General features: G+C 41.4%; 18 protein-coding genes, 6 tRNA genes and 1 rRNA gene. 17 read left to right on the top strand and 8 right to left on the bottom strand.

Features of this window, described 5'->3' with window-relative positions; translation table 11 throughout:
* The first annotated feature begins 134 nt into the window (after positions 1-134).
* The gene (locus FTU37_RS04255) at positions 135-1,127 is read left to right on the top strand and encodes a DUF2804 domain-containing protein (protein ID WP_180040652.1); all 993 of its coding nucleotides are present in this window, start codon (positions 135-137) and stop codon (positions 1,125-1,127) included.
* Between the two features lie 51 nt (positions 1,128-1,178).
* On the opposite strand, the gene FTU37_RS04250 is transcribed toward FTU37_RS04255, so the two are convergent.
* Positions 1,179-2,054, bottom strand: coding sequence for a metal-dependent hydrolase (locus tag FTU37_RS04250; RefSeq protein ID WP_180123858.1), 876 nt, complete (start codon positions 2,052-2,054; stop codon positions 1,179-1,181).
* Between the two features lie 145 nt (positions 2,055-2,199).
* Here FTU37_RS04250 and FTU37_RS04245 point away from each other — a divergent pair, with 145 nt between their 5' ends.
* Entirely contained in the window at positions 2,200-3,228 is a 1,029-nt protein-coding gene (locus FTU37_RS04245; RefSeq protein WP_180009064.1) for an AraC family transcriptional regulator, read from the top strand.
* Between the two features lie 85 nt (positions 3,229-3,313).
* Here FTU37_RS04245 and FTU37_RS04240 read toward each other — a convergent pair whose 3' ends face one another.
* Positions 3,314-4,648, bottom strand: a complete 1,335-nt coding sequence (locus FTU37_RS04240) for a Na+/H+ antiporter NhaC family protein (RefSeq protein ID WP_180123857.1) — start codon at positions 4,646-4,648, stop codon at positions 3,314-3,316.
* A gap of 363 nt (positions 4,649-5,011) precedes the next feature.
* Between FTU37_RS04240 and trpA the strand changes: the two genes are divergently transcribed.
* From trpA to FTU37_RS04220, 4 genes are read left to right on the top strand one after another with little or no spacing between them, the layout of a single operon-like run.
* The gene (trpA, locus tag FTU37_RS04235; protein WP_078191221.1) at positions 5,012-5,815 is read left to right on the top strand and encodes a tryptophan synthase subunit alpha; all 804 of its coding nucleotides are present in this window, start codon (positions 5,012-5,014) and stop codon (positions 5,813-5,815) included.
* Positions 5,812-6,708, top strand: coding sequence for an acetyl-CoA carboxylase, carboxyltransferase subunit beta (gene accD / locus FTU37_RS04230; RefSeq protein WP_180113373.1), 897 nt, complete (start codon positions 5,812-5,814; stop codon positions 6,706-6,708). Before trpA ends, accD begins: the two co-directional genes overlap by 4 nt.
* A complete protein-coding gene (gene folC, locus FTU37_RS04225; protein ID WP_180123856.1) occupies positions 6,705-7,988 on the top strand; it encodes a bifunctional tetrahydrofolate synthase/dihydrofolate synthase in 1,284 nt (427 codons plus the stop codon). The genes accD and folC overlap by 4 nt, the downstream gene beginning before the upstream one ends.
* Positions 7,985-8,962, top strand: a complete 978-nt coding sequence (locus FTU37_RS04220) for an SPOR domain-containing protein (RefSeq protein WP_180123855.1) — start codon at positions 7,985-7,987, stop codon at positions 8,960-8,962. Before folC ends, FTU37_RS04220 begins: the two co-directional genes overlap by 4 nt.
* A gap of 20 nt (positions 8,963-8,982) precedes the next feature.
* Here FTU37_RS04220 and FTU37_RS04215 read toward each other — a convergent pair whose 3' ends face one another.
* From FTU37_RS04215 to FTU37_RS04205, 3 genes are all read right to left on the bottom strand, one after another.
* Positions 8,983-9,522, bottom strand: a complete 540-nt coding sequence (locus tag FTU37_RS04215; protein ID WP_373686270.1) for a dual specificity protein phosphatase family protein — start codon at positions 9,520-9,522, stop codon at positions 8,983-8,985.
* A gap of 49 nt (positions 9,523-9,571) precedes the next feature.
* Positions 9,572-10,399, bottom strand: coding sequence for an MBL fold metallo-hydrolase (locus FTU37_RS04210; RefSeq protein WP_180113370.1), 828 nt, complete (start codon positions 10,397-10,399; stop codon positions 9,572-9,574).
* A gap of 302 nt (positions 10,400-10,701) precedes the next feature.
* Positions 10,702-11,337 (bottom strand): peroxiredoxin, encoded by a 636-nt coding sequence (locus tag FTU37_RS04205; RefSeq protein WP_180024520.1) that lies wholly within the window; start codon positions 11,335-11,337, stop codon positions 10,702-10,704.
* Positions 11,338-11,674: 337 nt separating this feature from the next.
* Here FTU37_RS04205 and secA point away from each other — a divergent pair, with 337 nt between their 5' ends.
* The 10 genes from secA to FTU37_RS04155 all read left to right on the top strand — a co-directional run bounded on the left by secA (position 11,675) and on the right by FTU37_RS04155 (position 18,329).
* Entirely contained in the window at positions 11,675-14,398 is a 2,724-nt protein-coding gene (secA, locus tag FTU37_RS04200; RefSeq protein WP_180123853.1) for a preprotein translocase subunit SecA, read from the top strand.
* A gap of 144 nt (positions 14,399-14,542) precedes the next feature.
* Positions 14,543-14,899, top strand: coding sequence for a hypothetical protein (locus FTU37_RS04195; RefSeq protein ID WP_180055834.1), 357 nt, complete (start codon positions 14,543-14,545; stop codon positions 14,897-14,899).
* A gap of 160 nt (positions 14,900-15,059) precedes the next feature.
* Complete coding sequence (argJ, locus tag FTU37_RS04190) at positions 15,060-16,280, top strand: bifunctional glutamate N-acetyltransferase/amino-acid acetyltransferase ArgJ (protein ID WP_180123852.1); 1,221 nt, start codon at positions 15,060-15,062, stop codon at positions 16,278-16,280.
* A 153-nt stretch (positions 16,281-16,433) separates the two neighbouring features.
* On the top strand, positions 16,434-17,501 hold the full coding sequence (nadA, locus tag FTU37_RS04185) for a quinolinate synthase NadA (protein ID WP_180123851.1): 1,068 nt from the start codon (positions 16,434-16,436) through the stop codon (positions 17,499-17,501).
* A 154-nt stretch (positions 17,502-17,655) separates the two neighbouring features.
* Positions 17,656-17,732, top strand: a tRNA-Pro gene (locus tag FTU37_RS04180).
* A gap of 45 nt (positions 17,733-17,777) precedes the next feature.
* Positions 17,778-17,854, top strand: a tRNA-Arg gene (locus FTU37_RS04175).
* Positions 17,855-17,898: 44 nt separating this feature from the next.
* A tRNA-His gene (locus FTU37_RS04170) sits at positions 17,899-17,974 on the top strand.
* Positions 17,975-17,977: 3 nt separating this feature from the next.
* Positions 17,978-18,054: transfer RNA gene (locus FTU37_RS04165), tRNA-Pro, on the top strand.
* 105 nt (positions 18,055-18,159) lie between these two features.
* Positions 18,160-18,235: transfer RNA gene (locus FTU37_RS04160), tRNA-His, on the top strand.
* Positions 18,236-18,252: 17 nt separating this feature from the next.
* Positions 18,253-18,329, top strand: a tRNA-Pro gene (locus FTU37_RS04155).
* 114 nt (positions 18,330-18,443) lie between these two features.
* On the opposite strand, the gene FTU37_RS04150 is transcribed toward FTU37_RS04155, so the two are convergent.
* The 3 genes from FTU37_RS04150 to FTU37_RS04140 are packed head-to-tail and all read right to left on the bottom strand — an operon-like array spanning position 18,444 to position 20,646.
* Entirely contained in the window at positions 18,444-18,923 is a 480-nt protein-coding gene (locus tag FTU37_RS04150; RefSeq protein ID WP_168378784.1) for an OmpA family protein, read from the bottom strand.
* Positions 18,924-18,931: 8 nt separating this feature from the next.
* Positions 18,932-20,149 carry a diguanylate cyclase domain-containing protein gene (locus FTU37_RS04145; protein WP_180123850.1) on the bottom strand — a complete coding sequence of 406 codons (1,218 nt, stop codon included), beginning with the start codon at positions 20,147-20,149 and terminating at the stop codon, positions 18,932-18,934.
* Positions 20,146-20,646 carry a YfiR family protein gene (locus tag FTU37_RS04140; RefSeq protein WP_180123849.1) on the bottom strand — a complete coding sequence of 167 codons (501 nt, stop codon included), beginning with the start codon at positions 20,644-20,646 and terminating at the stop codon, positions 20,146-20,148. Before FTU37_RS04140 ends, FTU37_RS04145 begins: the two co-directional genes overlap by 4 nt.
* Before the next feature lie 525 nt (positions 20,647-21,171).
* Here FTU37_RS04140 and FTU37_RS04135 point away from each other — a divergent pair.
* Positions 21,172-21,296, top strand: a 16S ribosomal RNA gene (locus tag FTU37_RS04135); the annotation flags it as partial.

The following is a 21,296-nucleotide window of genomic DNA, read 5'->3' as shown; positions in this document are numbered from 1 at the left end:
AAGAGCTGAAATGTCAGCTTTTATATTTTTTTGTGATATTCGCCTGAAATCAGATGGATTGTCTTTTCAGGCGTTAAATAATAGGCATAATAACATTCAGGATTTAGACCTTAAACCTCAATGGAATGGCGTATATGGATTTAATACGGCCGAATGGACAGCCGCATTATGGGCGTTTTAGTGAACTTCCCAATCGCATCGATTTAAGTAAGTATGAATATAAGACACCGTATGGAAAACGACTTGAAGGTTGGCGTAAGCGTTTAAAATATAAAAAATTTAAATTTTGTTGTATTCAGCATGAACATTATACGATTGGTCTAGCGATTGCCGATATCGCGTGGGCAGGGCACGGTTTTGTTTATGTGTATGATCATATTACGAATGAAGTATTGGAATGGAATTCGATTAATTTCCTGTCACGCAATACTGTTTTAGATGAACAACCTTTATTTAATCAGAGTCATTTTATTAAGTCAGGGATTCAACTGGACATTCAGCATGCCAATGGTGTGCGATACATTCAAATGTCGAAACATGGTGAACTCAAACTGAGTGCCCGAGTGTTTTGTGCGGGGACTGATCCGCTGAGTATGTGTAGCCCTACAGGGATTAATGGTTGGACCTATACTCAAAAACTAACGACGTTAGGCTGTGAAGGTTTCTTTATCAATAAACAAGGCAAGACCATTCAATTTCATGACCGGACATTGGTGTCTTTAGATGATACCTGTGGTTTTCTTCGTCCTGAAACCGCATGGTTTTGGCTGTCGTGTAACTTTTGGGATAGTCAAAATCGACGCGTTGGGATCAATCTTGCCTCTGGTGTAAATGAAAGCTTTGGCAATGAAAATTGCCTGTGGGTCAATGGACATTTGTATGCCATGTCTGATGTGCTGTTTCAGCAACAAGGCGATAATCAATGGAATATTAGCTCATTAGACAACAGCTTAAATTTGATCGTCACCACAGGTTGGCGGCGCTATGAAAACCTGAATTTAAGATTGGTCGGTAGTCAGTTCAGTCAATGGCAGGCAAAAATTAGCGGTACAATTCAACGTGATGGCGAAGAAATTGTATTCTTAAATGAATATGGTTTACTTGAGCAGCACTATGCCAAATGGTGAGTCTAAGCCTATAAAAAAGCCGCAATCGATGCGGCTTTTTTTATTCAGTGTTTATTTTGCAGCTTGCCAAAACACTTCCGCAGCTTGAATTGGATCATTGGTTTCTTCATAAGTTTTTAACCAGAGATCATAATTTTGCACAATGGAATGCTGACTCGGATGGAAGTCTTTTTTAAACCAATCTCGATATGGCTTGCTCATACGGGTGAGGGTGCCATTTTTACCAAAGAACCACGGTAAGCCTTTCATATTTAATTTTAAACGTTCAGTGAAGCTGAACCCGTCATGTTTCAGCATCACATTAGCACGGTATAAGGTAAAGCCAAGCATCAATCCACTGGTCCAGACCAAAGTAAATTTCTTTAGATTTTCATCGACCTTAGCCACATCTTTCATCACATCAAAAGCCACATCGCGATGTTCCATTTCTTCTATCGCATGCCAAATAAATAATGCACGGACATAAGGATGCGCAGATTCTAAGACGGACTTTTGGCTACAAAAGGTTTCAGCCATCAATGCAGTCAAATGCTCGGCAGAAGCCGTCATGGCAATGTTGTATTCAGGTGAGCGTTTGCTCAGTTCAAATTTAAAAATTTTATTTAGACGTTTAATGAACGCATCGACAGGCATGCCTTGTTGTTTCATCAACATATTCATTTTGTCATGCGCCATACCGTGCTGCGCTTCTTGACGAATAAAGTCAGCGACACGTTGTTGTAAATCAGGGTCTTGAATTTGACTGCGGAACAGACGTACAGATTCAATAAAATAGCGCTCGCCATCAGGAAAGGTCAGGCTCAAGGCATCAAACATACGTGTTAAAAAGGGGTCTCCGCCAAACCAATAGCGCGGGATTTCTTCTAACTTAAAATTTAGCTTTGTGCGAACAATGGGTTCGACTTGATATTTGACGATAGCATTCATGATATTTTTTCTGTGCGAGTCGTGTTGATTGCAGTATGTCGGAGAAATTGCACTTTGTTTTGACAGATATTGCCAATTTTTATACATTTTACGCCATGATGAAAATATAAAATGTCAGAATTGGCAGGTCAGAAAGAGGGGCGAGATGGCTGAAATTCAGATCCCAAATGGTTACTTCCAACTATGGAATATGGTCTTAATTGAGCGTGAATTAAACTATACACAGCTTGAATGGATTGCGCCGTATGCTGCGCAAATTCAGCATGTGCTGTCTTTGCCGATCGACTCTCAATCGCCGAATTCTTTTTTTAACAGCATCATGCAACTGACTCAGCAGCATCTGGATTGCCCGCAATTGGTTTTTGAAATGGCCAAGTATATTCGTGCGGAGCATTTTGGGGTGTTAGGCTATATGGCGACACTGAGTAATAGCGTAGCAGATGCTTTGCAATATGTGATGCGGTTTAGTCGTTTGGTGATTGATGGCGCGCAAATTGTGCCGATGAATATGAGCCATCAAGATCATCAAATTATACTGTCTTGGCCACAGCATGATGATGAATATGCGTTGGTGAATGAATTGACCATGGCCTGTATGGCACATTTGGCCAAGCAAATTTTTCCAGATTCTTTAAAGTTACTCCGCATTCATTTTGCACATGTGCCGCGGATGGCACGTTATCACTATGAAAAGTTTTATGGTTGCCAAATGGAATTTTCGACCCTTAAATATTCATTTGTGATTCATGCCGATAGTTTGGATTTAAAGTCAGAACTTGCAGATCCATCGCTGATGCAATTGTTATTACGTCAAGCCGAAGAGGCGATAGCTGCTCGTTCGCAACATTCAGATCCAATTCAACAGATGCAACAATGCATAGCAGATTATCTCAAATTACAGCAGCAAGCCCCTAAAATAGAATGGTTAGCAGAGGAGTTACATCTGTCAGTCAGAACCCTGCAACGACAGTTAAAGGAGAAAGACACCTCATTTAAGCGGCTTTTGGAGCTGGAACGGATGAAACGCTGTGAATATCTACTTTCACAACAAACCCATTTGACGGATATCGCTTTACAGCTAGGTTATTCAGATCAGTCGGCTTTGGCACGTGCTTTTAAGGCATATAGCGGAGAGACATTATTAGCGCGAAAAAAAGCCTTGAAATTAGAATAAAACGTGCAGATTGCTCGTCAAGAAAAGCCATTCATACAGCATTAAAAAAAGCGGTCAAACGACCGCTCTTTCTTTTAAACCAAGCTTATGCCGCAGCTTTTAATTTTGGATAACGCAGTAAAATGGCAAGGATGGCAAAGATCGCCAAGACCCAACAGTAATACACACTACCAATCAGTTCCACAGGCGAAAGTTTTGCGATCGAACAAGCCAGTAACAGCTGTGCGCCATAAGGAATGAGACCTTGGACTACGCAAGAGAAAATATCCAAGAGCGCAGCAGCACGTTTAGGGTCTACACCATATTCTTTGGCGACTTCACGTGCCATGTCACCAGATAAAATAATTGCGACAGTGTTGTTTGCTACAAATAGGTTAGAGAAAATCACCAAGAAACTGATACCAATTTCACCTGCGCGTTCAGCACCAACTTTAAAGCAGCGTGTCATGCTGTAAATACGTTGAATCAGCCATTCTAAACCGCCTTCTTTTTGCATAATGGCAGAAATACCACCTAAGAAAATAGAAAGCAGGGCAACTTCAAACATGCCGGTAAAGCCCTCATAAATAGAATTATTTAAGCTTAAAAAATTAAATTCAGGTTGAATGACCAAACCAATCAAGCCAGACAGTAAGACACCAATAGTCAGCACAGCAAGCACGTGCAAACGTGAAAAGGCCAAAATAAATACGGCTAAATACGGCAGGATTAGCCACGCATTATAAGTTTTGTATTCAATCGCTTGTGAGCCTTGACTCATAAATAAATAAATACAAATGCTAACGATCGATGCAGGAACAGCAATCCAAACATTGACGTTAAATTTATCGCGAAGTTGAACTTTTTGACTGTTCGTTGCAGCAATGGTGGTATCTGAAATCATCGACAGATTATCACCAAACATGGCACCACCGACCACAGCACCAATGGCATACACCACTTCAATTTCGGTGACTTGAGTAAAACCAAAGGCAATTGGCGCACAAGCTGCAATGGTGCCCATGGAGGTTCCCATCGCTGTGGCAATAAAGGCCGCAATAATAAACAGCATGGGCAGCACGAACTCAGGCGCAATCACCGATAGTCCTAACTGCACTGTTGCATCAACACTACCGATGGCACTGCTGACACTGGCAAAAGCACCAGCGAGCATAAAGACCATAAACATTAATATCAAATTCGGGTGGCTGGCACCTTTCATAAAGGTATCAATCGCGTCATTAATCTTGCCGCGATAGAGCAAAATTGCCAATACAATCGCAGGAAGAGCTGCGACTGGCGCTTTCACTTGATAGAACGCAAACTCAGTTCCAATGATGGAATGGTAAATACCACTGCCCAAAAAAATGGTCAGAAAAACAATAAGCGGAAGCAGTGCAAATGCCCGAGCAGGCACCTTCACTTGTGAATCGGAGGACATAGGAGATAAAAAAATAAAAGTATGCGGCTAGTATAAAGCAGGTTTTGCAATTTAAGGAAAATTAAAATGTAAATGCTAAGCCTGTTATTTTTAACATTTTTTTGATGATAAAATTAAGTTAATCTAAAACCTTATAATTTTGCCAGATCCTAAAATTAGGCATCTTTGATCATTGTGAAAAAAACTGAAATATCGGTAAATGATGCTTTCGGGTTGTTCTGGAAAATTATGTTTGCATGAGAAATGCCGACTGAGGATTGTATGCCCTGTTCAATGGGTAAAAAATAGCGTTACAATGCGATGTCTTGTATTTCGACAAAACCCACATCATAGTTTTGATTCATTCAAGGAAAGTATAACCCTATGTCACGTTTAGCCACTCGATTTGGAACGCTTAAATCTCAACAGCGTAAGGCCTTGGTTTCTTATGTTATGGCTGGTGACCCTCATCCACAAGTAACGGTACCTTTGTTACATCAAATGGTTGAGGCAGGTGTAGATGTGATCGAATTAGGTCTTCCATTTTCAGACCCAATGGCGGATGGCCCTGTTATTGCACTTGCCGCTGAGCGTGCGCTTGCTGCAGGAACCAATACTCTAGATGCCTTGAACATGGTGAAAGAGTTCCGTAAAAACGATACAGAAACACCCGTAGTACTGATGGGCTATTTAAACCCCGTTGAAGTAATCGGCTATGAAAAGTTTGTTGCCTATGCACATGAATGCGGTGTAGATGGCGTGCTCTTGGTGGACCTTCCACCTGAAGAAGCAAAAGATCTAGATGCAGTATTGAAAAAATACGACATGGATCAAATCTTCTTACTTGCGCCAACATCCACTGATGAACGTATTCAGCATGTAGTAAAACAAGCCAGTGGATTTATCTACTATGTTTCTTTGAAAGGTGTGACAGGTGCAGCGACTTTAGACGTTGCTGAAGCTGCGGCACGTATTCAAAAAATCAAATCGTATACTCAGGTACCTGTCGGCGTTGGCTTTGGTATCAGTGATGCAGCATCGGCGAAAGCCATGGGTGTTGCTGCAGATGCGGTGATTGTAGGCAGTGCTTTTGTTAAACAATTTGCAAACTTAGCGCCAGAACAAGCTGTAATCGAAACAGTGAATAAAGTGAAGGAGCTTCGAGCTGCGCTCGATGAGTTAGTATGAGTCAAGACGCAAAAACAGGCAAAATTCTGAGCGCATCTACGCCATGGACAGAGCGTGCGGTACCAGGTATTCATGTACCTGATGAACAGCAAGCATTAAAGGCGACATTTACTGAGCCGACGATTGAATGTCCTGAGTGTCATGCACTTGTGACTCGTACTGCGATGTCATTTAATGCCTACGTTTGTCCACAGTGTGATGAACACTTACGAATGAAAGCCCGTGATCGCTTGAACTGGTTCTTTGACCAAGTACAAAAAGAATTGGGTCAAGAATTTAAAGCCAAAGATCCACTTAAATTTGTAGATAGCAAAGCGTATCCAGACCGTATGTCTGAAGCGCAGAAAAAAACCGGTGAAACAGAAGCTTTAGTGGTGATGCAAGGAACGCTGAAAGGCATTCCAATGATTGCGACCGCTTTCGAATTTGATTTCATGGGCGGTTCAATGGGCACAGTGGTCGGTGACCGTTTTGTTCAAGCGGCTGAACTTGCGATTAAAGCTAAACAACCCCTTATTTGCTTCGCTGCCTCTGGTGGTGCGCGTATGCAAGAAGGCATGTTGTCATTAATGCAAATGGCGCGTACTTCTGCTGCCATCCAAAAAATGAAAGATGCAGGCTTGCCTTATCTAGTGGTGTTGACACATCCAGTCTATGGTGGTGTGACTGCATCATTGGCAATGCTAGGCGATGTTCATTTGGCTGAGCCGAAAGCCATGATTGGTTTTGCTGGTAAGCGTGTAATTGAGCAAACTGTACGTGAAAAATTGGAAGAACCGTTCCAACGTGCAGAATACTTGCTTGATCATGGTGTAGTCGATCAAATTGTCCACCGTCATGCATTACGTGATACAGTTTATCGTATTGTAGCGAAATTGATGAATTTGACTTGAACACAGCACCACTTGCATCTGATTCTTTAAGTACATGGCTCGATTATTGGAGCCATGTTCATGTTACGGGTATTGATCTAGGTCTAGAACGGGTGATTCCTGTTGCAGAACGACTCGGTGTAACCCAGCCTGATGCGAAAGTGCTGACGGTCGCGGGAACAAACGGTAAAGGTTCAACCACGACCACTTTGGCTGCGATTTTAAATGCTCAAGGTTATAACGTGGGGCTATACCAATCACCGCATATTTATCGATTCAATGAACGTGTAAAGCTTCAAGGTGTTGAAGTGTCCGACCAAACCCTGATTGATGCTTTTGTCGCAATTGATCAGGCGCGTCGTGAATGTGAATTAAGTTTATCTTTTTTTGAAGCGACCACTTTGGCCGCTTTTGTTATTTTTAAACAGCAACATTGCGATGTATGGGTACTTGAAGTAGGCCTTGGTGGTCGACTTGATGTGGTCAATGTCGTCGATCCAGATGTTGCAGTGATTACCAATATTGGTTTAGACCATACCGATTGGTTGGGCGACACCATTGAAAAAATTGCTTTTGAGAAAGCAGGAATTATTCGTCCGAATATTCCTGTGATTTTTGGTGGGCAGCAAGTTTTGCCTGAAACCATTCGTCAAAAAGCAGAAGATTGCCAAGCCGCTTTGCATGTACTCAATCGTGATTATTTTTATCAGTACAGTGATGACGGACAATCTTGGATGTTTGCCTCATCAGGTTCAACCTTAAAATTACCCGTGGGTTCTTTGGCACTCGAAAATATCTCTACGGCTGTAGCAGCAATATTAGCTAGTGGTTTGGTGGTCTCTCAGCAGTCGATCGCTCAAGGGATTATCAATGCCAAGTTACAAGGCCGTTTTGAAGTTAGAGAAATTGCAGGTAAAACGGTGATTTTCGATGCGGGACATAACCCGCATGGTGTTGAATTTTTGTTAAAGCAATTGCGAAATTTTCTCCAGTACAATAAACAATACACAGAAGTGATCAGTGTTTTCTCCATGCTGACTGATAAAGACATAAATTCTGTCGTTAACTTATTGAAAGATACGGTAAGAATGTGGAAAATTGCACAATTAAATGTGCCACGTGCGGCATCTATCACACAATTGGATAGCGCACTGCAGCATCAAGTCGTAGAACATTATGACAATGTGCAATTAGCTTTTAAGTCCGCGCTGGAAGAAACAAAGAATAATCAGCTGATTCTGGTATGTGGTTCATTTCATACCTTAGAAGCGGTATGGGAGTATCTGGAAGAATGTCAATGAATAACAAACAACGCTGGATGGGTGGTGTTGTTTTATTAGGTGGTGGTGTACTGCTGGCCGCACTTTTACTTAAAGGCAAAGAAGAAATACATCAAAATCAAAGCCAAACCCCTGAAATAGCTCAAGTTGAGCAACAAGGTCAGGGTGCGGGTAAAATGTCATCATTGACTGTTGATGTTGAAACTGAAAAGCGCTTGCTCGAAGAACAACGACGTACCCGTGAAAAATCGGTTGCGGAGCAAGAAGCACGTGCAGCAGAATTTTTAGCGATGCAACAACAAGCGGAAGCGGATGCAGCACGTAAAGCAGCAGAAGAATATGCGGCTTTAAACGCACATCGTTCAGCTCAACAAAGTTCGGATAATATTCCGCCCGAATTGGTTGAAGATGAAAAAGCCAAGCAAAAGCGTTTAGCTGAGGATAAGTTGGCGGCTCAAAAAAAGTTAGAGACTCAGTCGGCGCAGCAAAAGGCTGATCAGGCACGTATCGCAGCAGATAAACAAAAAGCCGAAGCAAAACGTAAAGCGGATGCTCAAAAAGAAGCTGAACGTAAAGCACATGCTGAAGCTGAGAAAAAAGCAGCAGATAAGAAAGCAGCCGAAGCGAAGCAACAAGCTGAAGAAAAGCGTAAAGCCGAAGAAAAGCACAAGGCAGAAGAAAAGCGTAAAGCAGAAGCCAAGAAAAAAGCTGAAGCTGAAAAAGCACGTGATCTGTTGGAAAATGGCGATAAGCAATGGATGGTACAAGTTGCACTGGCTGCCAATGAAGCCAATGCAGATGCCGTCGCTGCAAAATTACGTGCAAAAGGCTATAAAGTGACAAAGAGTCCGACATCTAAAGGGATTCGTATCATGGTCGGCCCTTCGAAGGACCGTGATGCTGCGGACGCAACACGTAAAAAGATCAATTCAGATGCAAGTTTGAATATGAAATCGGCGTGGGTGATTGATTGGGTACCACTCGATAAACGCTAAGTTTATTTGAGGAATGACCTTTAATAAGATGGATTCAGTAGTTGCTGCTGAATCCATCTTACATTTTTAGGGCTGAATAATCGGTCTATATTTTTCCAAATAGGGTGGAAGCCATAGCCACCTTGTTTCATTTCACGCTTTGCTTCCTCAATGGACCAATGCTGAAAAATAATACGGTACATTGCCACACTCGCGCCTGTACGGTCTGAGCCGTGGTAGCAATGGATTAACACTTTTTGCTGCTGTTGTTCAGCCACTTTTATAGTTTTCATCACCGCCAGTAAATCTTCACGATCGATTTGCCACGTGTGTATCGGAATATGTACAAATTTAATCTTTTGCGTATCAATGACATTGTTTAAGCGTTCTGGGTCATGATGCCGTGAACGTAAATTTATGATCACATCGATGTGCTGTTCTCGTAGAACAGGGGCGAGATCTGCATTAGGTTGTTCACTGCGAAATACAGTTGGGCTGATTTGATAAAAATTATGCTGTTGATGAACGACTTTTCCCCAATGCTTAGGACGTTCATTTAACGGTAATGGATTTGATGTCATGCAACCCGTGAAGCTGAAGCTAACACTAAGGAGGATCATTGGCAGGATTTTAGCGGTCATTGCTTGTGTTCTGATAGCGAGCGAGTTCGAATGGGTCATGTGCGCAGATGAGATCGATGTCCGGATGCTGTGCTAACTGCTGAATCTTATGAAGTGTGTGCAGTCGCTGTGTATTGTCGGTGGCAAATAAACGCTCAAGCTGATTTAAGGCCCGCGAATGAAAATTTGGATTTAATTGATGCTGTGAGTAATAAGCATCGCCACAATATAACAACCAGCGCTGGTTATTTTTAATCGCAATACCGGCATGACCAGCGGTATGTCCCAAAAGTGGAAGCATTAAAATGTCATCTTGAAAAATAGACAGACCGGCAGTGTGTTCTAAGTTAAACCATGCTTGCGTCCCGATGCTTTCGATAAAATTCCAATAACGATGCAGTTGGAATTGCTGTGGTCGATAGCGCAGTCGTGATTTTAAGCTATGAAGGTTTTGAGTGGCATTATATTCACTGGCTAAGACATGCACAGTCGCCTGCGGAAAATCAGAGATCCCGCCAGCATGATCAAAATCTAAGTGTGACAACAAAATGTGTTGAACATCTTGAGCCTTAAAGCCTAATTTTTGAATTTGATGAATCGCACTCAGTTGCGGATTAAATTTGATCTGCGCTGTGCGTGAAATAAACCGACCTAAACGATTTTGTGGATGCAAATAATCTTGTAAGCCCAGTCCTGTATCGACTAAGACGAGCCCTTTATCGGTTTCAATGAGCAGGCAATGACAGACCAAATGTGCGCGAAAGCCTTTCTGTCCAAATAAAGGGGCACACGTTGGACAAAAACTACCACAATGTAAATGATGAATTTGATGAATCACGGTTTGTTATTTTCAAGTTTTTCTTAGTTATAACGGATTTGATAGGTTTAACCAATCTAATTCCAGAGAGGAATTTGTAATCAAAAAAAGCTCATCCGAAGATGAGCAGGTTGGAGAATGCCAGAACGGGCTCGTCATTCGTTCTTAGGGGAAAACTATAAGTAACTATAAGTAACTATGGTTATGATTCTGAGTTGGGTCAGGTGCTGCACTTAAAAATAGTTAAATTTGTACCTTCGCTTTGGTCACTCACAGCAGAGCTTCTTATCTTGCGCTCGGACAGCGTAATGCTCCGTTTTACCTCACTTAGGTTGAGGTGTTAAACGAAGGTAAGGCGTAACCGCGTTATACCCTTGAGGAAAACGTTGTTTGATTTCCTCTTCATCTTTTAAAGATGGCACTATCACCACATCTTCACCTTGTTGCCAGTTGGCCGGTGTTGCAACTTTATGGTTGTCTGTCAGTTGCAAAGAGTCAATGACACGTAAAATTTCATGGAAGTTACGCCCTGTAGATGCAGGATAAGTAATGATTAAACGGACTTTTTTATGTGGATCGATGATCACCAAAGAGCGAACAGTTAATGTTTCGCTGGCATTGGGGTGAATGAAATCATAAAGGGTGGACACTTTACGGTCTTTGTCTGCAATGATCGGGAAGTTCACCGTGGTATTTTGAGTATTATTAATGTCATTAATCCAACCATGATGCGACTCAACATCATCAACAGACAGGGCAATGGCCTTGACACCACGTTTGCTAAATTCATCTTTTAGTTTTGCGGTAAATCCAAGTTCTGTGGTGCAGACTGGGGTGTAATCGGCTGGATGCGAAAATAAAATGCCCCAACTGTCACCTAAAAAGTCATAAAAATGAATGCTGCCTTCGCTTGAGTCTTGAGTAAAGTCTGGTGCAGTATCACCTAAACGAATCGTCATGGAATATCCCCGTATTTATTGAATTTGTTTAACTCAAAAATAAATATGAAGGATTTTTTTTATGATTAAAAATAGTGTTTTTTCATTTCTTTATGAATATATTTCATATAAAACAGTTTTATTGGGGGATAAATGCGAAATATCTCACGACAGAGTCACTATGTTGTCTGCAGAAAATTTGTTACATTAGCTTGCCTTAAGTCTCCGGGGCTAGAACCCGAGCGCAGAATATTTAAGGGGATTTTTGTGCAAAACCCTTGTACTTCGAATTTCTAGCACCATAATAACGACTAAGAAAATATATTCATTTGACAAGCAAGATTTAGAGAGTCTATTCATGTTGGCAAGTCTGATCGGAGGAATCTTCGGTACCAAAAATGAGCGCGAACTCAAACGCATGCGTAAAATCGTAGAGAAGATAAATGCGCTCGAGCCGACGATATCTGTTCTAAGCGATGCAGACTTATCTGCAAAAACTGAAGAATTCAAAGAACGTTATAAAAAAGGCGACAGCCTTGATAAATTATTACCTGAAGCGTTTGCTGTTTGTCGTGAAGCTGCAAAGCGTGTCATGGGCATGCGTCATTATGACGTACAGCTGATTGGTGGTATTACTTTACATGAAGGTAAGATCGCAGAGATGCGTACCGGTGAAGGTAAAACCCTCATGGGAACGCTTGCTTGTTACCTCAATGCGATTAGTGGTGAAGGTGTTCACGTGATTACGGTGAACGACTATCTTGCACAGCGTGATGCTGAATTAAACCGTCCATTATTCGAATTTTTAGGTTTAAGCATTGGGATTATTTACTCAATGCAAGACCCAACTGAAAAAGCTCAAGCGTATCGTGCTGACATTACTTACGGTACCAACAACGAATTCGGTTTCGATTACTTGCGTGACAACATGGTTTTTTCTGCTGCTGAGAAAAAACAGCGCAGCTTAACCTATGCCATCATCGATGAGGTCGATTCGATCCTGATTGATGAGGCACGTACACCGTTGATCATTTCTGGTCAATCAGAAGACTCATCTCAGTTGTATGCTGCCATTAACAGCATTCCACCAAAACTTCATGCACAAAAAGAAGAGAAGGTACCAGATGGTGGTCACTTCTGGATTGACGAAAAACAGCGCTCAGTAGAAATGACCGAAGTCGGTTATGAAACTGTTGAAGCTGAATTGATTCAAATGGGCTTGCTTGCTGAAGGTGAAAGTTTATATTCATCTGCTAATTTAAACTTGGTACACCATGTTTCTGCGGCCATTCGTGCGCATTACCTATACCAACGCAACGTGCATTACATCATCAATGATGGTGAAGTGATTATTGTCGATGAAAACACCGGTCGTACCATGCCGGGTCGTCGTTGGTCTGAAGGTTTGCATCAAGCAGTAGAAGCAAAAGAAGGTTTGGAAATTCAACCTGAAAACCAAACTTTGGCAACCACCACATTCCAGAACTATTTCCGTCTTTATAAGAAATTATCAGGGATGACGGGTACTGCAGATACTGAAGCTGCAGAAATGAAAGAAATTTATGGCTTGGATGTAGTACTGATTCCAACCCATCGCCCGATGATTCGTAATGACCAAAACGATTTAATCTATTTAAACCGTGAAGGTAAATACAATGCCATCATTCAAGAAATTCAACGTGTTCATGAAGCGGGTGTTGCACCGATCCTGATTGGTACAGCAACCATTGAAGCCTCTGAAATCTTATCAGATAAGCTAAAAGAAGCAGGCATTCAACATGAAGTGCTCAATGCGAAACAACATGAGCGTGAAGCGGATATTATTGCGCAAGCGGGTTCACCGCGTGCAGTGACGATTGCTACCAACATGGCCGGTCGTGGTACCGATATTCTGTTGGGTGGTAACTGGAAAGCCTTACTGGCGAAGATTGAAGAACCAACGGCAGCAGATGAAGCGCGTTTAAAAGCTGAGTGGGAACAAAATCATGACATGGTGTTGAACTCTGGTGGTTTACACATCATTGGTTCAGAACGTCATGAATCTCGTCGTATCGATAACCAGTTACGTGGTCGTGCGGGTCGTCAAGGTGACCCAGGTGTATCACGTTTCTACTTGTCGCTTGAAGATGACTTGATGCGTATCTTCGCTGGTGATCGCGTGGTTGCGATGATGCGTGCCATGGGTCTGAAAGAAGATGAAGCCATTGAACATAAAATGGTGTCACGTTCGATTGAAAATGCACAACGTAAAGTTGAAGCACGTAACTTCGATATTCGTAAAAATTTATTAAAATACGATGACGTAAACAACGAACAACGTAAGATTATTTACTCGCAACGTGATGAAATTCTTGTTGAACCGTCTTTACAAGATTACATCGAAACGATGATTCAGGATGTGACTAAAGGCATGATCGAAATATATATTCCACCTGAGTCTATTCACGATCAGTGGGATATAGAAGGTCTTGAAAAGGCGCTACGTGAAGATCTATCGATTGAACTGCCAATTTCGCAGTGGTTAGAGCAAGATCGTCGTTTGGATGAAGAAGCTTTGGTTGAACATATTACTGATGAAGTTCTTCAGCACTACCGTTCACGTCGTACGCAAATGGGTGACGAAACGGCTGCAATGCTCGAACGTCACTTTATGTTGAATTCATTGGACCGCCATTGGAAAGAGCATTTGGCAGCAATGGATTACTTACGTCAAGGGATTCATTTACGTGGTTATGCGCAGAAAAATCCTGAGCAAGAATACAAAAAAGAAGCCTTTAATTTATTTGTAAACATGCTTGCTGTGATTAAGTCAGATGTCGTGACAGATTTATCTCGTATTCATGTGCCTACAGCCGAAGAGCTTGCAGAAATGGAAGCTCAAAAACAGGCTCAAGCTGAATCAATGAATCTTCAATTGTCACACAATGACTTTGATAATTTGTTGGCTGAAGCCAACGGTAATGATGTTATCGATGCGCAATATACACCTGCAGAGCAAGTGATTGTTCCGCCAGAAAGTCGTAACTCACCGTGCCCATGTGGTTCAGGTCTAAAATATAAACAATGTCACGGTAAAATTTAAACAGTATTGTTTAATTTTAAATAAATCAGAGCCATCGCGCTCTGATTTTTTATTTACTCAGCTGATCTGACCTGAATAGTATTTGCAGTGCAGCGGATTAAATGTTATTTAGTTTCTATCAATAACCGTAAGACGGAAAAGACAATGAAAAAAGTACTAAAACCGTTCATGATTGCTGCTTTGGCTTTGCCAACTTTTACCTTTGCAAACGCTCCTCAGACGACTTCTGTAGAGAAAGTTCAACAAGCAGTTGGTCCAACAACAACTCAAGTACAGATTGGTACTGACGGTCAAGTGACTGTAGCGAGCCCGCGTACGGGTATTCGTTATACCTTTGCCAATCCAAATCGTCCAATCGTATTGCAAACTGCAAAAATTGCAGCAGCCAATGCGGCGAATGCTGACCGTATTGTGGCTGAAAACCCAGCCCTTTCTGCTGCGAGTCAACAAAAAGCGAAACAAGTGCTTCTTGATGAAGCAACTCAGCTTGCGCGTAACTAATTTACGACGAACAGCGATAAAGACCAGTCGAAAGGCTGGTTTTTTTATGTGCAAAAGAAATCCACAATAAAATTACAGCAAAACCGTGCTTCTGCTCGATTTTTTATAGATTTTGCACTAAGCTGTATTTTTTATAACTCATATAGTTGGACGTTGAAAAATGGCAGTTGGTGACGTATCTATGCCACAGATGCATGTGGTGAAAGGTGTAAAAATCGGTTCGGCTGAAGCGTATGTGCGCTATCAGAACCGACGTGACCTTGTCATTTTTGAATTTGCTGAAGGTTCTAATGTCGCAGGCATTTTTACTCAAAATGCATTTTGTGCAGCACCGGTGCATATTTCTAAAGCGCACTTATTAGCAGGTAATCCACGTTATTTAGTGATTAACACCGGAAATGCCAATGCAGGTACTGGCAAAATTGGCATGGCAAATGCTGAAGCGACATGTGCGAAACTGGCAGAACTGGCTGGTGTTCAAAATACAGAAGTTCTTCCATTTTCAACAGGTGTAATTGGTGAGCAATTACCTATTGATCGTTTGGTTCAAGGCTTGCAACCCGCATTAGATAGTTTGCAGGAAGATGCATGGTTGGATGCGGCAACGGGCATTATGACCACAGATACAACACCTAAAGGTGCATCTGAACAGTTCGAACTAGATGGCGTTCTGTATACCATGACAGGTATTTCTAAAGGCGCAGGCATGATTCGTCCAAATATGGCGACCATGTTGAGCTATGTGGCAACTGATGCACCCATTAGCCGTGAGCTAGTGCAACAGCTTTTGAAAACCACAGTTAACCTGTCGTTTAACCGTATTACGGTGGATGGTGATACCTCAACGAATGACTCATGTATTTTGATTGCAACGGGCCAAGCTGGTGGCGTAGAAATTACTTCAGAATCAGATTCACGTTATGCTGCTGTTTTAGACGTGTTAACACGTGTAATGAAGCGTCTTGCACAGCTCATTGTCCGTGATGGTGAAGGTGCGACGAAGTTTATTACTGTGGCGGTAGAAGGCGGCGCAGATACTCAAGAATGTTGTGATATTGCTTATAGCATCGCACATTCACCGTTGGTTAAAACTGCAATCTTCGCATCAGATCCAAACTGGGGCCGTATTTTGGCAGCTATTGGTTATGCAGGTGTGCCAAACTTAGATGTTAAAAAAATTCAGGTCTGGTTAGGTGATATTCAAATCTGTAAAGACGGTGGTGCCGCAGCAGATTATACCGAAGCAGCAGGGGCTGCAGAGATGGAGAAATCTGAGATCACGATCCGTGTAGATTTAGGACGTGGCAGTGCTCGAGATACTGTGTATACCTGTGACCTGTCGTATGATTATGTCAAGATTAACGCAGATTACCGTTCATAAGATATTTGATGTTTTTGAAAAGCCTCCGTTGTGAGGCTTTTTTATAAGTGGAACTTTTTAATGACCGGTAAAAAATAGCCAAGTGCCATATTTATGGGTCAGTTGTGAAGCACCTGTGTAGTAGCAGGCATTAAGGATAGAGAAGACGTTGTGATGAATAATGCAAACAACTTAATTGCAAATGAAGCAAAATCAATTGTACAAGCGCATTTGGATCGTTTGGGTGATGTTAAAGAGCATCACTTAACGGAAGCTGCAAAGCTTGAAAAGTTTGAATTAATTAAAGCGGAACTCAAAAAACGTAACGCTGTCCTTGTTGCACACTATTACTGTGATCCTGAAGTGCAGGAACTAGCAGAACTGACCGGTGGATGCGTTTCGGATTCACTTGAAATGGCACGTTTTGGTCGTGACCATCAAGCAACGACGTTGGTGGTTGCAGGGGTGAAATTCATGGGGGAGACCTCGAAGATTTTATCTCCTGAAAAAACTGTATTGATGCCAACCCTAGAAGCAACATGCTCACTTGATTTGGGTTGTCCTGTCGATGAATTTACCAAATTTTGCGATGCACATCCGGATCATACGGTTGTGGTATATGCCAATACCTCGGCGGCAGTGAAAGCGCGTGCAGATTGGGTGGTAACCTCGAGCTGTGCTGTTGAAATTGTTGAGCATTTAGATAGTTTAGGTGAAAAAATTATTTGGGCACCCGATCAGCATCTCGGTCGCTATATTCAAAAGAAAACCGGTGCAGACATGTTGCTATGGGATGGGGCATGTATTGTCCATGAAGAGTTCCGTGCACGTGGTATTGCCAATATGAAAGCGCTGTATCCTGATGCAGCAGTTTTGGTACATCCAGAGTCACCAGAATCTGTGGTGGATATTGCAGATGCCGTCGGTAGCACCTCGCAATTGATCAAGGCTGCACAAACCTTGCCACACGAACGTTTAATCGTGGCAACAGATCGCGGTATTTTTTATAAAATGCAGCAAGCTGTGCCGAATAAAATTCTCATCGAAGCACCGACGGCAGGTGAGGGAGCGACTTGTCGTTCATGTGCGCATTGCCCTTGGATGGCGATGAATGAATTGGATGGCATTCTGGAAGTTTTACAAAAAGGCGATCAGGAAATTTTTGTAGATCCGGCATTGGCTGAGCGTGCTAAATTGCCCTTAGATCGGATGTTGAATTTCAGCGCCAGTTTAAAACGTTAATTTTTGCTTGAAAAATGATTAAAGTGCTTGATAAATAATCGCTTGAAATGATTTTTTATGTTTTTTTGAAGATAGGTGTTGACGTTAATCAACGTCACGCCTAGAATGCACACCGTACCGCATGATATGCGATACAGCGAAAGCTGAGATGAAACGGAGCATAGCACAGCCTGGTAGTGCACCTGGTTTGGGACCAGGGGGTCGTAGGTTCGAATCCTACTGCTCCGACCAATTTTTCAAGGCAAAAATCGCGTGATAGTCTATGTCATCGGTAATGCGCCTGTAGCTCAGTTGGATAGAGCATCCGCCTTCTAAGCGGATGGTCACAGGTTCGAATCCTGTCAGGCGCGCCATTTTAATGGTGTTCTGATACTAGAATCTGAAACTTGTTGTGATGGTGGATGTAGCTCAGTTGGTAGAGCCCCGGATTGTGATTCCGGTTGTCGTGGGTTCGAATCCCATCATTCACCCCAATTCGGAGCATAGCACAGCCTGGTAGTGCACCTGGTTTGGGACCAGGGGGTCGTAGGTTCGAATCCTACTGCTCCGACCATTTTCTCAAAGAAAACGGTCGATAAAAGATACCGCATACAGCGGTTTTTTTATGCCTGTAATTTAAAATGCGTTATATTGGTTATTCACAAGCAAGAACATGATGGTGGATGTAGCTCAGTTGGTAGAGCCCCGGATTGTGATTCCGGTTGTCGTGGGTTCGAATCCCATCATTCACCCCAACTTTTAAAGTTGAAAGCGGAGCATAGCACAGCCTGGTAGTGCACCTGGTTTGGGACCAGGGGGTCGTAGGTTCGAATCCTACTGCTCCGACCATTTATCTCAAAAGCAATACTATGAAAAAGATGCCGCATTTAGCGGTTTTTTTATGCCTGAAATTTATAAAAAATAAAAAAGCCACCTGAAGGTGGCTTTTCCAAATTCCGCTATTTAGGGGATGATGGTGACATTTACACGACGGTTGATGGCACGATTTGTTTCGGTGTCATTGGAAACCATCGGCTGTTCAGCACCACGGGCAATAATTTGAATATTTGAACTGTTATAACCTTGCTTTAAGAAGACGTTTGCGACGCTTTGCGCACGTTTTTCTGACAGTTGTTGGTTGTAATTGGTTTGTCCAACATTATCCGTATGACCAATAAACTTAATTTTGTTTAGGTCATATTTAATCAGTTGAGTGGCAAGTGTATTTAACTTGCCTTGTTGGTGGGGTTGAATTTGATAATCATCAAAACCAAATAAAAGACGTTCTGGTAGGGCAAGTGTCCAACCATCATTGGTTAAGACAAAACCTTCTTTTTTAAGCATGCGTGCTTGTTTGTAGCTTAAGTTACCTAAACTCATGCAGGCTGTCATAGTGGCCGTGAATGCAAGTATAAATAAAACTTTAAATGCGTTCTTTAACATAGCAAATCCTATGAGTTGGGGCGTTGTGGTGCAATGCACCAATGATTATTCGAAAGTTTAGCATCATACATGGCGCGATCCGCATCTGCGATTAGATCTTCTGGCGATTTCGCATTTTGGATCAGTGCCACACCAATATTTGCTTGTAACGCAATATTATGTTGCTCATAAACAAATGTGGAACCATAGCATTCATGTATTTTGTGACAATAGACTTCGAGTTCTGTCAGGAAATTTAAGCGATTGATAATAATTGCAAATTCATCACCACCGAGTCGCGCAACGAAAGCATCATCTGGCAGTGCTTGTTTTAAACAATGTGATGAGGCACGCAGTACTGCATCCCCAGCTAAGTGTCCATATTGGTCATTCACATGTTTAAAGTTTTCAATATCTACAAAGAACACAGCAGCATTCGCTTGTAAGTCAAAAAGTTCAAATAGCTTTTCATAAAAATAATTACGATTTGGCAATTGGGTTAATGCATCATGACGTGCTAGATGAATAAGTTTGTCATTTTCTGAAATTAAGTTTTTATTCGACTGTTCGATTTCACTGAGTAAGCCATTAAAGGCGGTACTAAGCGCGTGTAATTCTTGAATATCGGAATTTGAAACCCGCATTTTATAATCTTTCTTAATGCTAATGGTCTGAGCAGATTCAACAATAGAGCGAACGGATTGCATTAAGTATTGATAAACAGAATTCACCGACCAAAATACGGTAGCCAATAAAAGAATAAAACCTAAAAATAAACCCAATAAAATTTTATGGAAGAAACTAACTAAATCTGAAGAGTTTCCATATACGATTAGTTCACCATAACTTTTCTGATCATGATGGATATCTAAACGAATCGGTTGGCTAAAAAAGAAATAATCCAAAATCGCTTGGCTGGAAAAAGTTGAAATTTCTTGTTGTTCAGTATGTGCGAGCGAGGCATTTTGATGGTTAGTAATTTCTATCGATCGAATGGGATACAGTCGAGTGTATTCGTTTAAAATTTGACGCATCGTTGTTTGGTCATTAAACACCACAGTAGGTTGAACGCGTTCATTTATTGCATTCGATAAAATCGTTAAGCTGTTTTTTGCATAGGTATGCATAGTATAAGTGGAAATAACCAAAAAAATCGCAGAACAAATCGTAAAAGTTAAAGCAAAGATAGTGAGCTGCGAACGCGTAAATAATTGGTGTAATGTAATTGGGTTATAGAGTTGTTTCATTCAGCTGACTCCGAGGACTTCGCCAGTAATAAAACGCGTGGATCAATATGTATTTGTGACTGCGTTAAGCTTTCCATATTAATTTTAAACGAATAACTCTGATTTTTTTTATACAAACAAAATGCACTGCCAGACTCACACTCACTATTGTTACTACTTAGAGAGAGGGCGGGGAAATTAACATGATTGTTTAAAATGCTTTGTTCTTCTTTAGCTGTTAGGTTGGAAAAAAATAAAACTTGGCAATGACTAGATTTGATGTCATTCACATTGATGGCTGTAATTTTATAAGTGCTGTGGGTTGGTGCAAGTTTTTTAAAATCATTGACTAAACTTGAATTATTAATCACGCAAAATTTGGGTGAAGTAGTGTCCCACTTGGCATAACTCAAAATAGAGAAAGTGGTTGTGAAAATATTTGCTGTGGGAGCTGCATATAATAAGGGTGAAATGGAGCACGCCATTATTAAATAGGCAGTTTTTTTTAAAACAACCATACGAAATCAAAAATGTCTTAAATTAAATGGAATGAAAATTGGGTGTATATACGTTTTATTATATGAAATAGGGTGTATATAGCCCAATAATAATACAAAAGAATGTTTATGTGTTTAAAAAAGCGACATGCGTAAAATAAATCATAAAAAATGTGTTGCAACGGATGTGAAATGCTGTAGAATGCACATCCATCGGCGGTGATGAAGATTAAAACTTCTGATAAAACAATGACTTGGTTGAATTGATTAAGTTAGGTTTTATTTGATAAGTTTAAAAATAATTTAAATTACCGGTTGACTCTTTAGAAATAAAGAGTAATATAGCCGACCTAGCTTGCTGGTGACGAACCAACAAGAAGATCATTAAGAGATTATGAAGAACAACTTGTGTGGATTTTTACTGATTGATTGATCGAAATTATTTTCATTGATTGATGGTAGAAATTACTCGAAGTTTATTTGAGCAAATTTTTGTCAGTAATTGATGAGCCAAGATTGGCACCCTTTAAGGTGCTACAAAGTATTAAACTGAAGAGTTTGATCATGGCTCAGATTGAACGCTGGCGGCAGGCTTAACACATGCAAGTCGAGCGGGAATAGGTAGCTTGCTACCGATTTCTAGCGGCGGACGGGTGAGTAATGCTTAGGAA

Source organism: Acinetobacter sp. YH12097 (assembly GCF_013419225.1).
Lineage (GTDB): Bacteria > Pseudomonadota > Gammaproteobacteria > Pseudomonadales > Moraxellaceae > Acinetobacter > Acinetobacter amyesii.
The sequence above is the reverse complement of the archived record's forward strand: the minus strand, read 5'-3'. Positions and strand labels throughout refer to the sequence as shown.

Coding starts and splice junctions, on each gene's coding strand:
- FTU37_RS04255 (WP_180040652.1), top strand. CDS start 135: ATGGATTTAATACGGCCGAATGGACAGCCGCATTATGGGCGTTTTAGT.
- FTU37_RS04250 (WP_180123858.1), bottom strand. CDS start 2,054: ATGAATGCTATCGTCAAATATCAAGTCGAACCCATTGTTCGCACAAAG.
- FTU37_RS04245 (WP_180009064.1), top strand. CDS start 2,200: ATGGCTGAAATTCAGATCCCAAATGGTTACTTCCAACTATGGAATATG.
- FTU37_RS04240 (WP_180123857.1), bottom strand. CDS start 4,648: ATGTCCTCCGATTCACAAGTGAAGGTGCCTGCTCGGGCATTTGCACTG.
- trpA (WP_078191221.1), top strand. CDS start 5,012: ATGTCACGTTTAGCCACTCGATTTGGAACGCTTAAATCTCAACAGCGT.
- accD (WP_180113373.1), top strand. CDS start 5,812: ATGAGTCAAGACGCAAAAACAGGCAAAATTCTGAGCGCATCTACGCCA.
- FTU37_RS04220 (WP_180123855.1), top strand. CDS start 7,985: ATGAATAACAAACAACGCTGGATGGGTGGTGTTGTTTTATTAGGTGGT.
- FTU37_RS04215 (WP_373686270.1), bottom strand. CDS start 9,522: ATGACATCAAATCCATTACCGTTAAATGAACGTCCTAAGCATTGGGGA.
- FTU37_RS04205 (WP_180024520.1), bottom strand. CDS start 11,337: ATGACGATTCGTTTAGGTGATACTGCACCAGACTTTACTCAAGACTCA.
- secA (WP_180123853.1), top strand. CDS start 11,675: ATGTTGGCAAGTCTGATCGGAGGAATCTTCGGTACCAAAAATGAGCGC.
- FTU37_RS04195 (WP_180055834.1), top strand. CDS start 14,543: ATGAAAAAAGTACTAAAACCGTTCATGATTGCTGCTTTGGCTTTGCCA.
- argJ (WP_180123852.1), top strand. CDS start 15,060: ATGGCAGTTGGTGACGTATCTATGCCACAGATGCATGTGGTGAAAGGT.
- nadA (WP_180123851.1), top strand. CDS start 16,434: ATGAATAATGCAAACAACTTAATTGCAAATGAAGCAAAATCAATTGTA.
- FTU37_RS04150 (WP_168378784.1), bottom strand. CDS start 18,923: ATGTTAAAGAACGCATTTAAAGTTTTATTTATACTTGCATTCACGGCC.
- FTU37_RS04145 (WP_180123850.1), bottom strand. CDS start 20,149: ATGAAACAACTCTATAACCCAATTACATTACACCAATTATTTACGCGT.
- FTU37_RS04140 (WP_180123849.1), bottom strand. CDS start 20,646: ATGGTTGTTTTAAAAAAAACTGCCTATTTAATAATGGCGTGCTCCATT.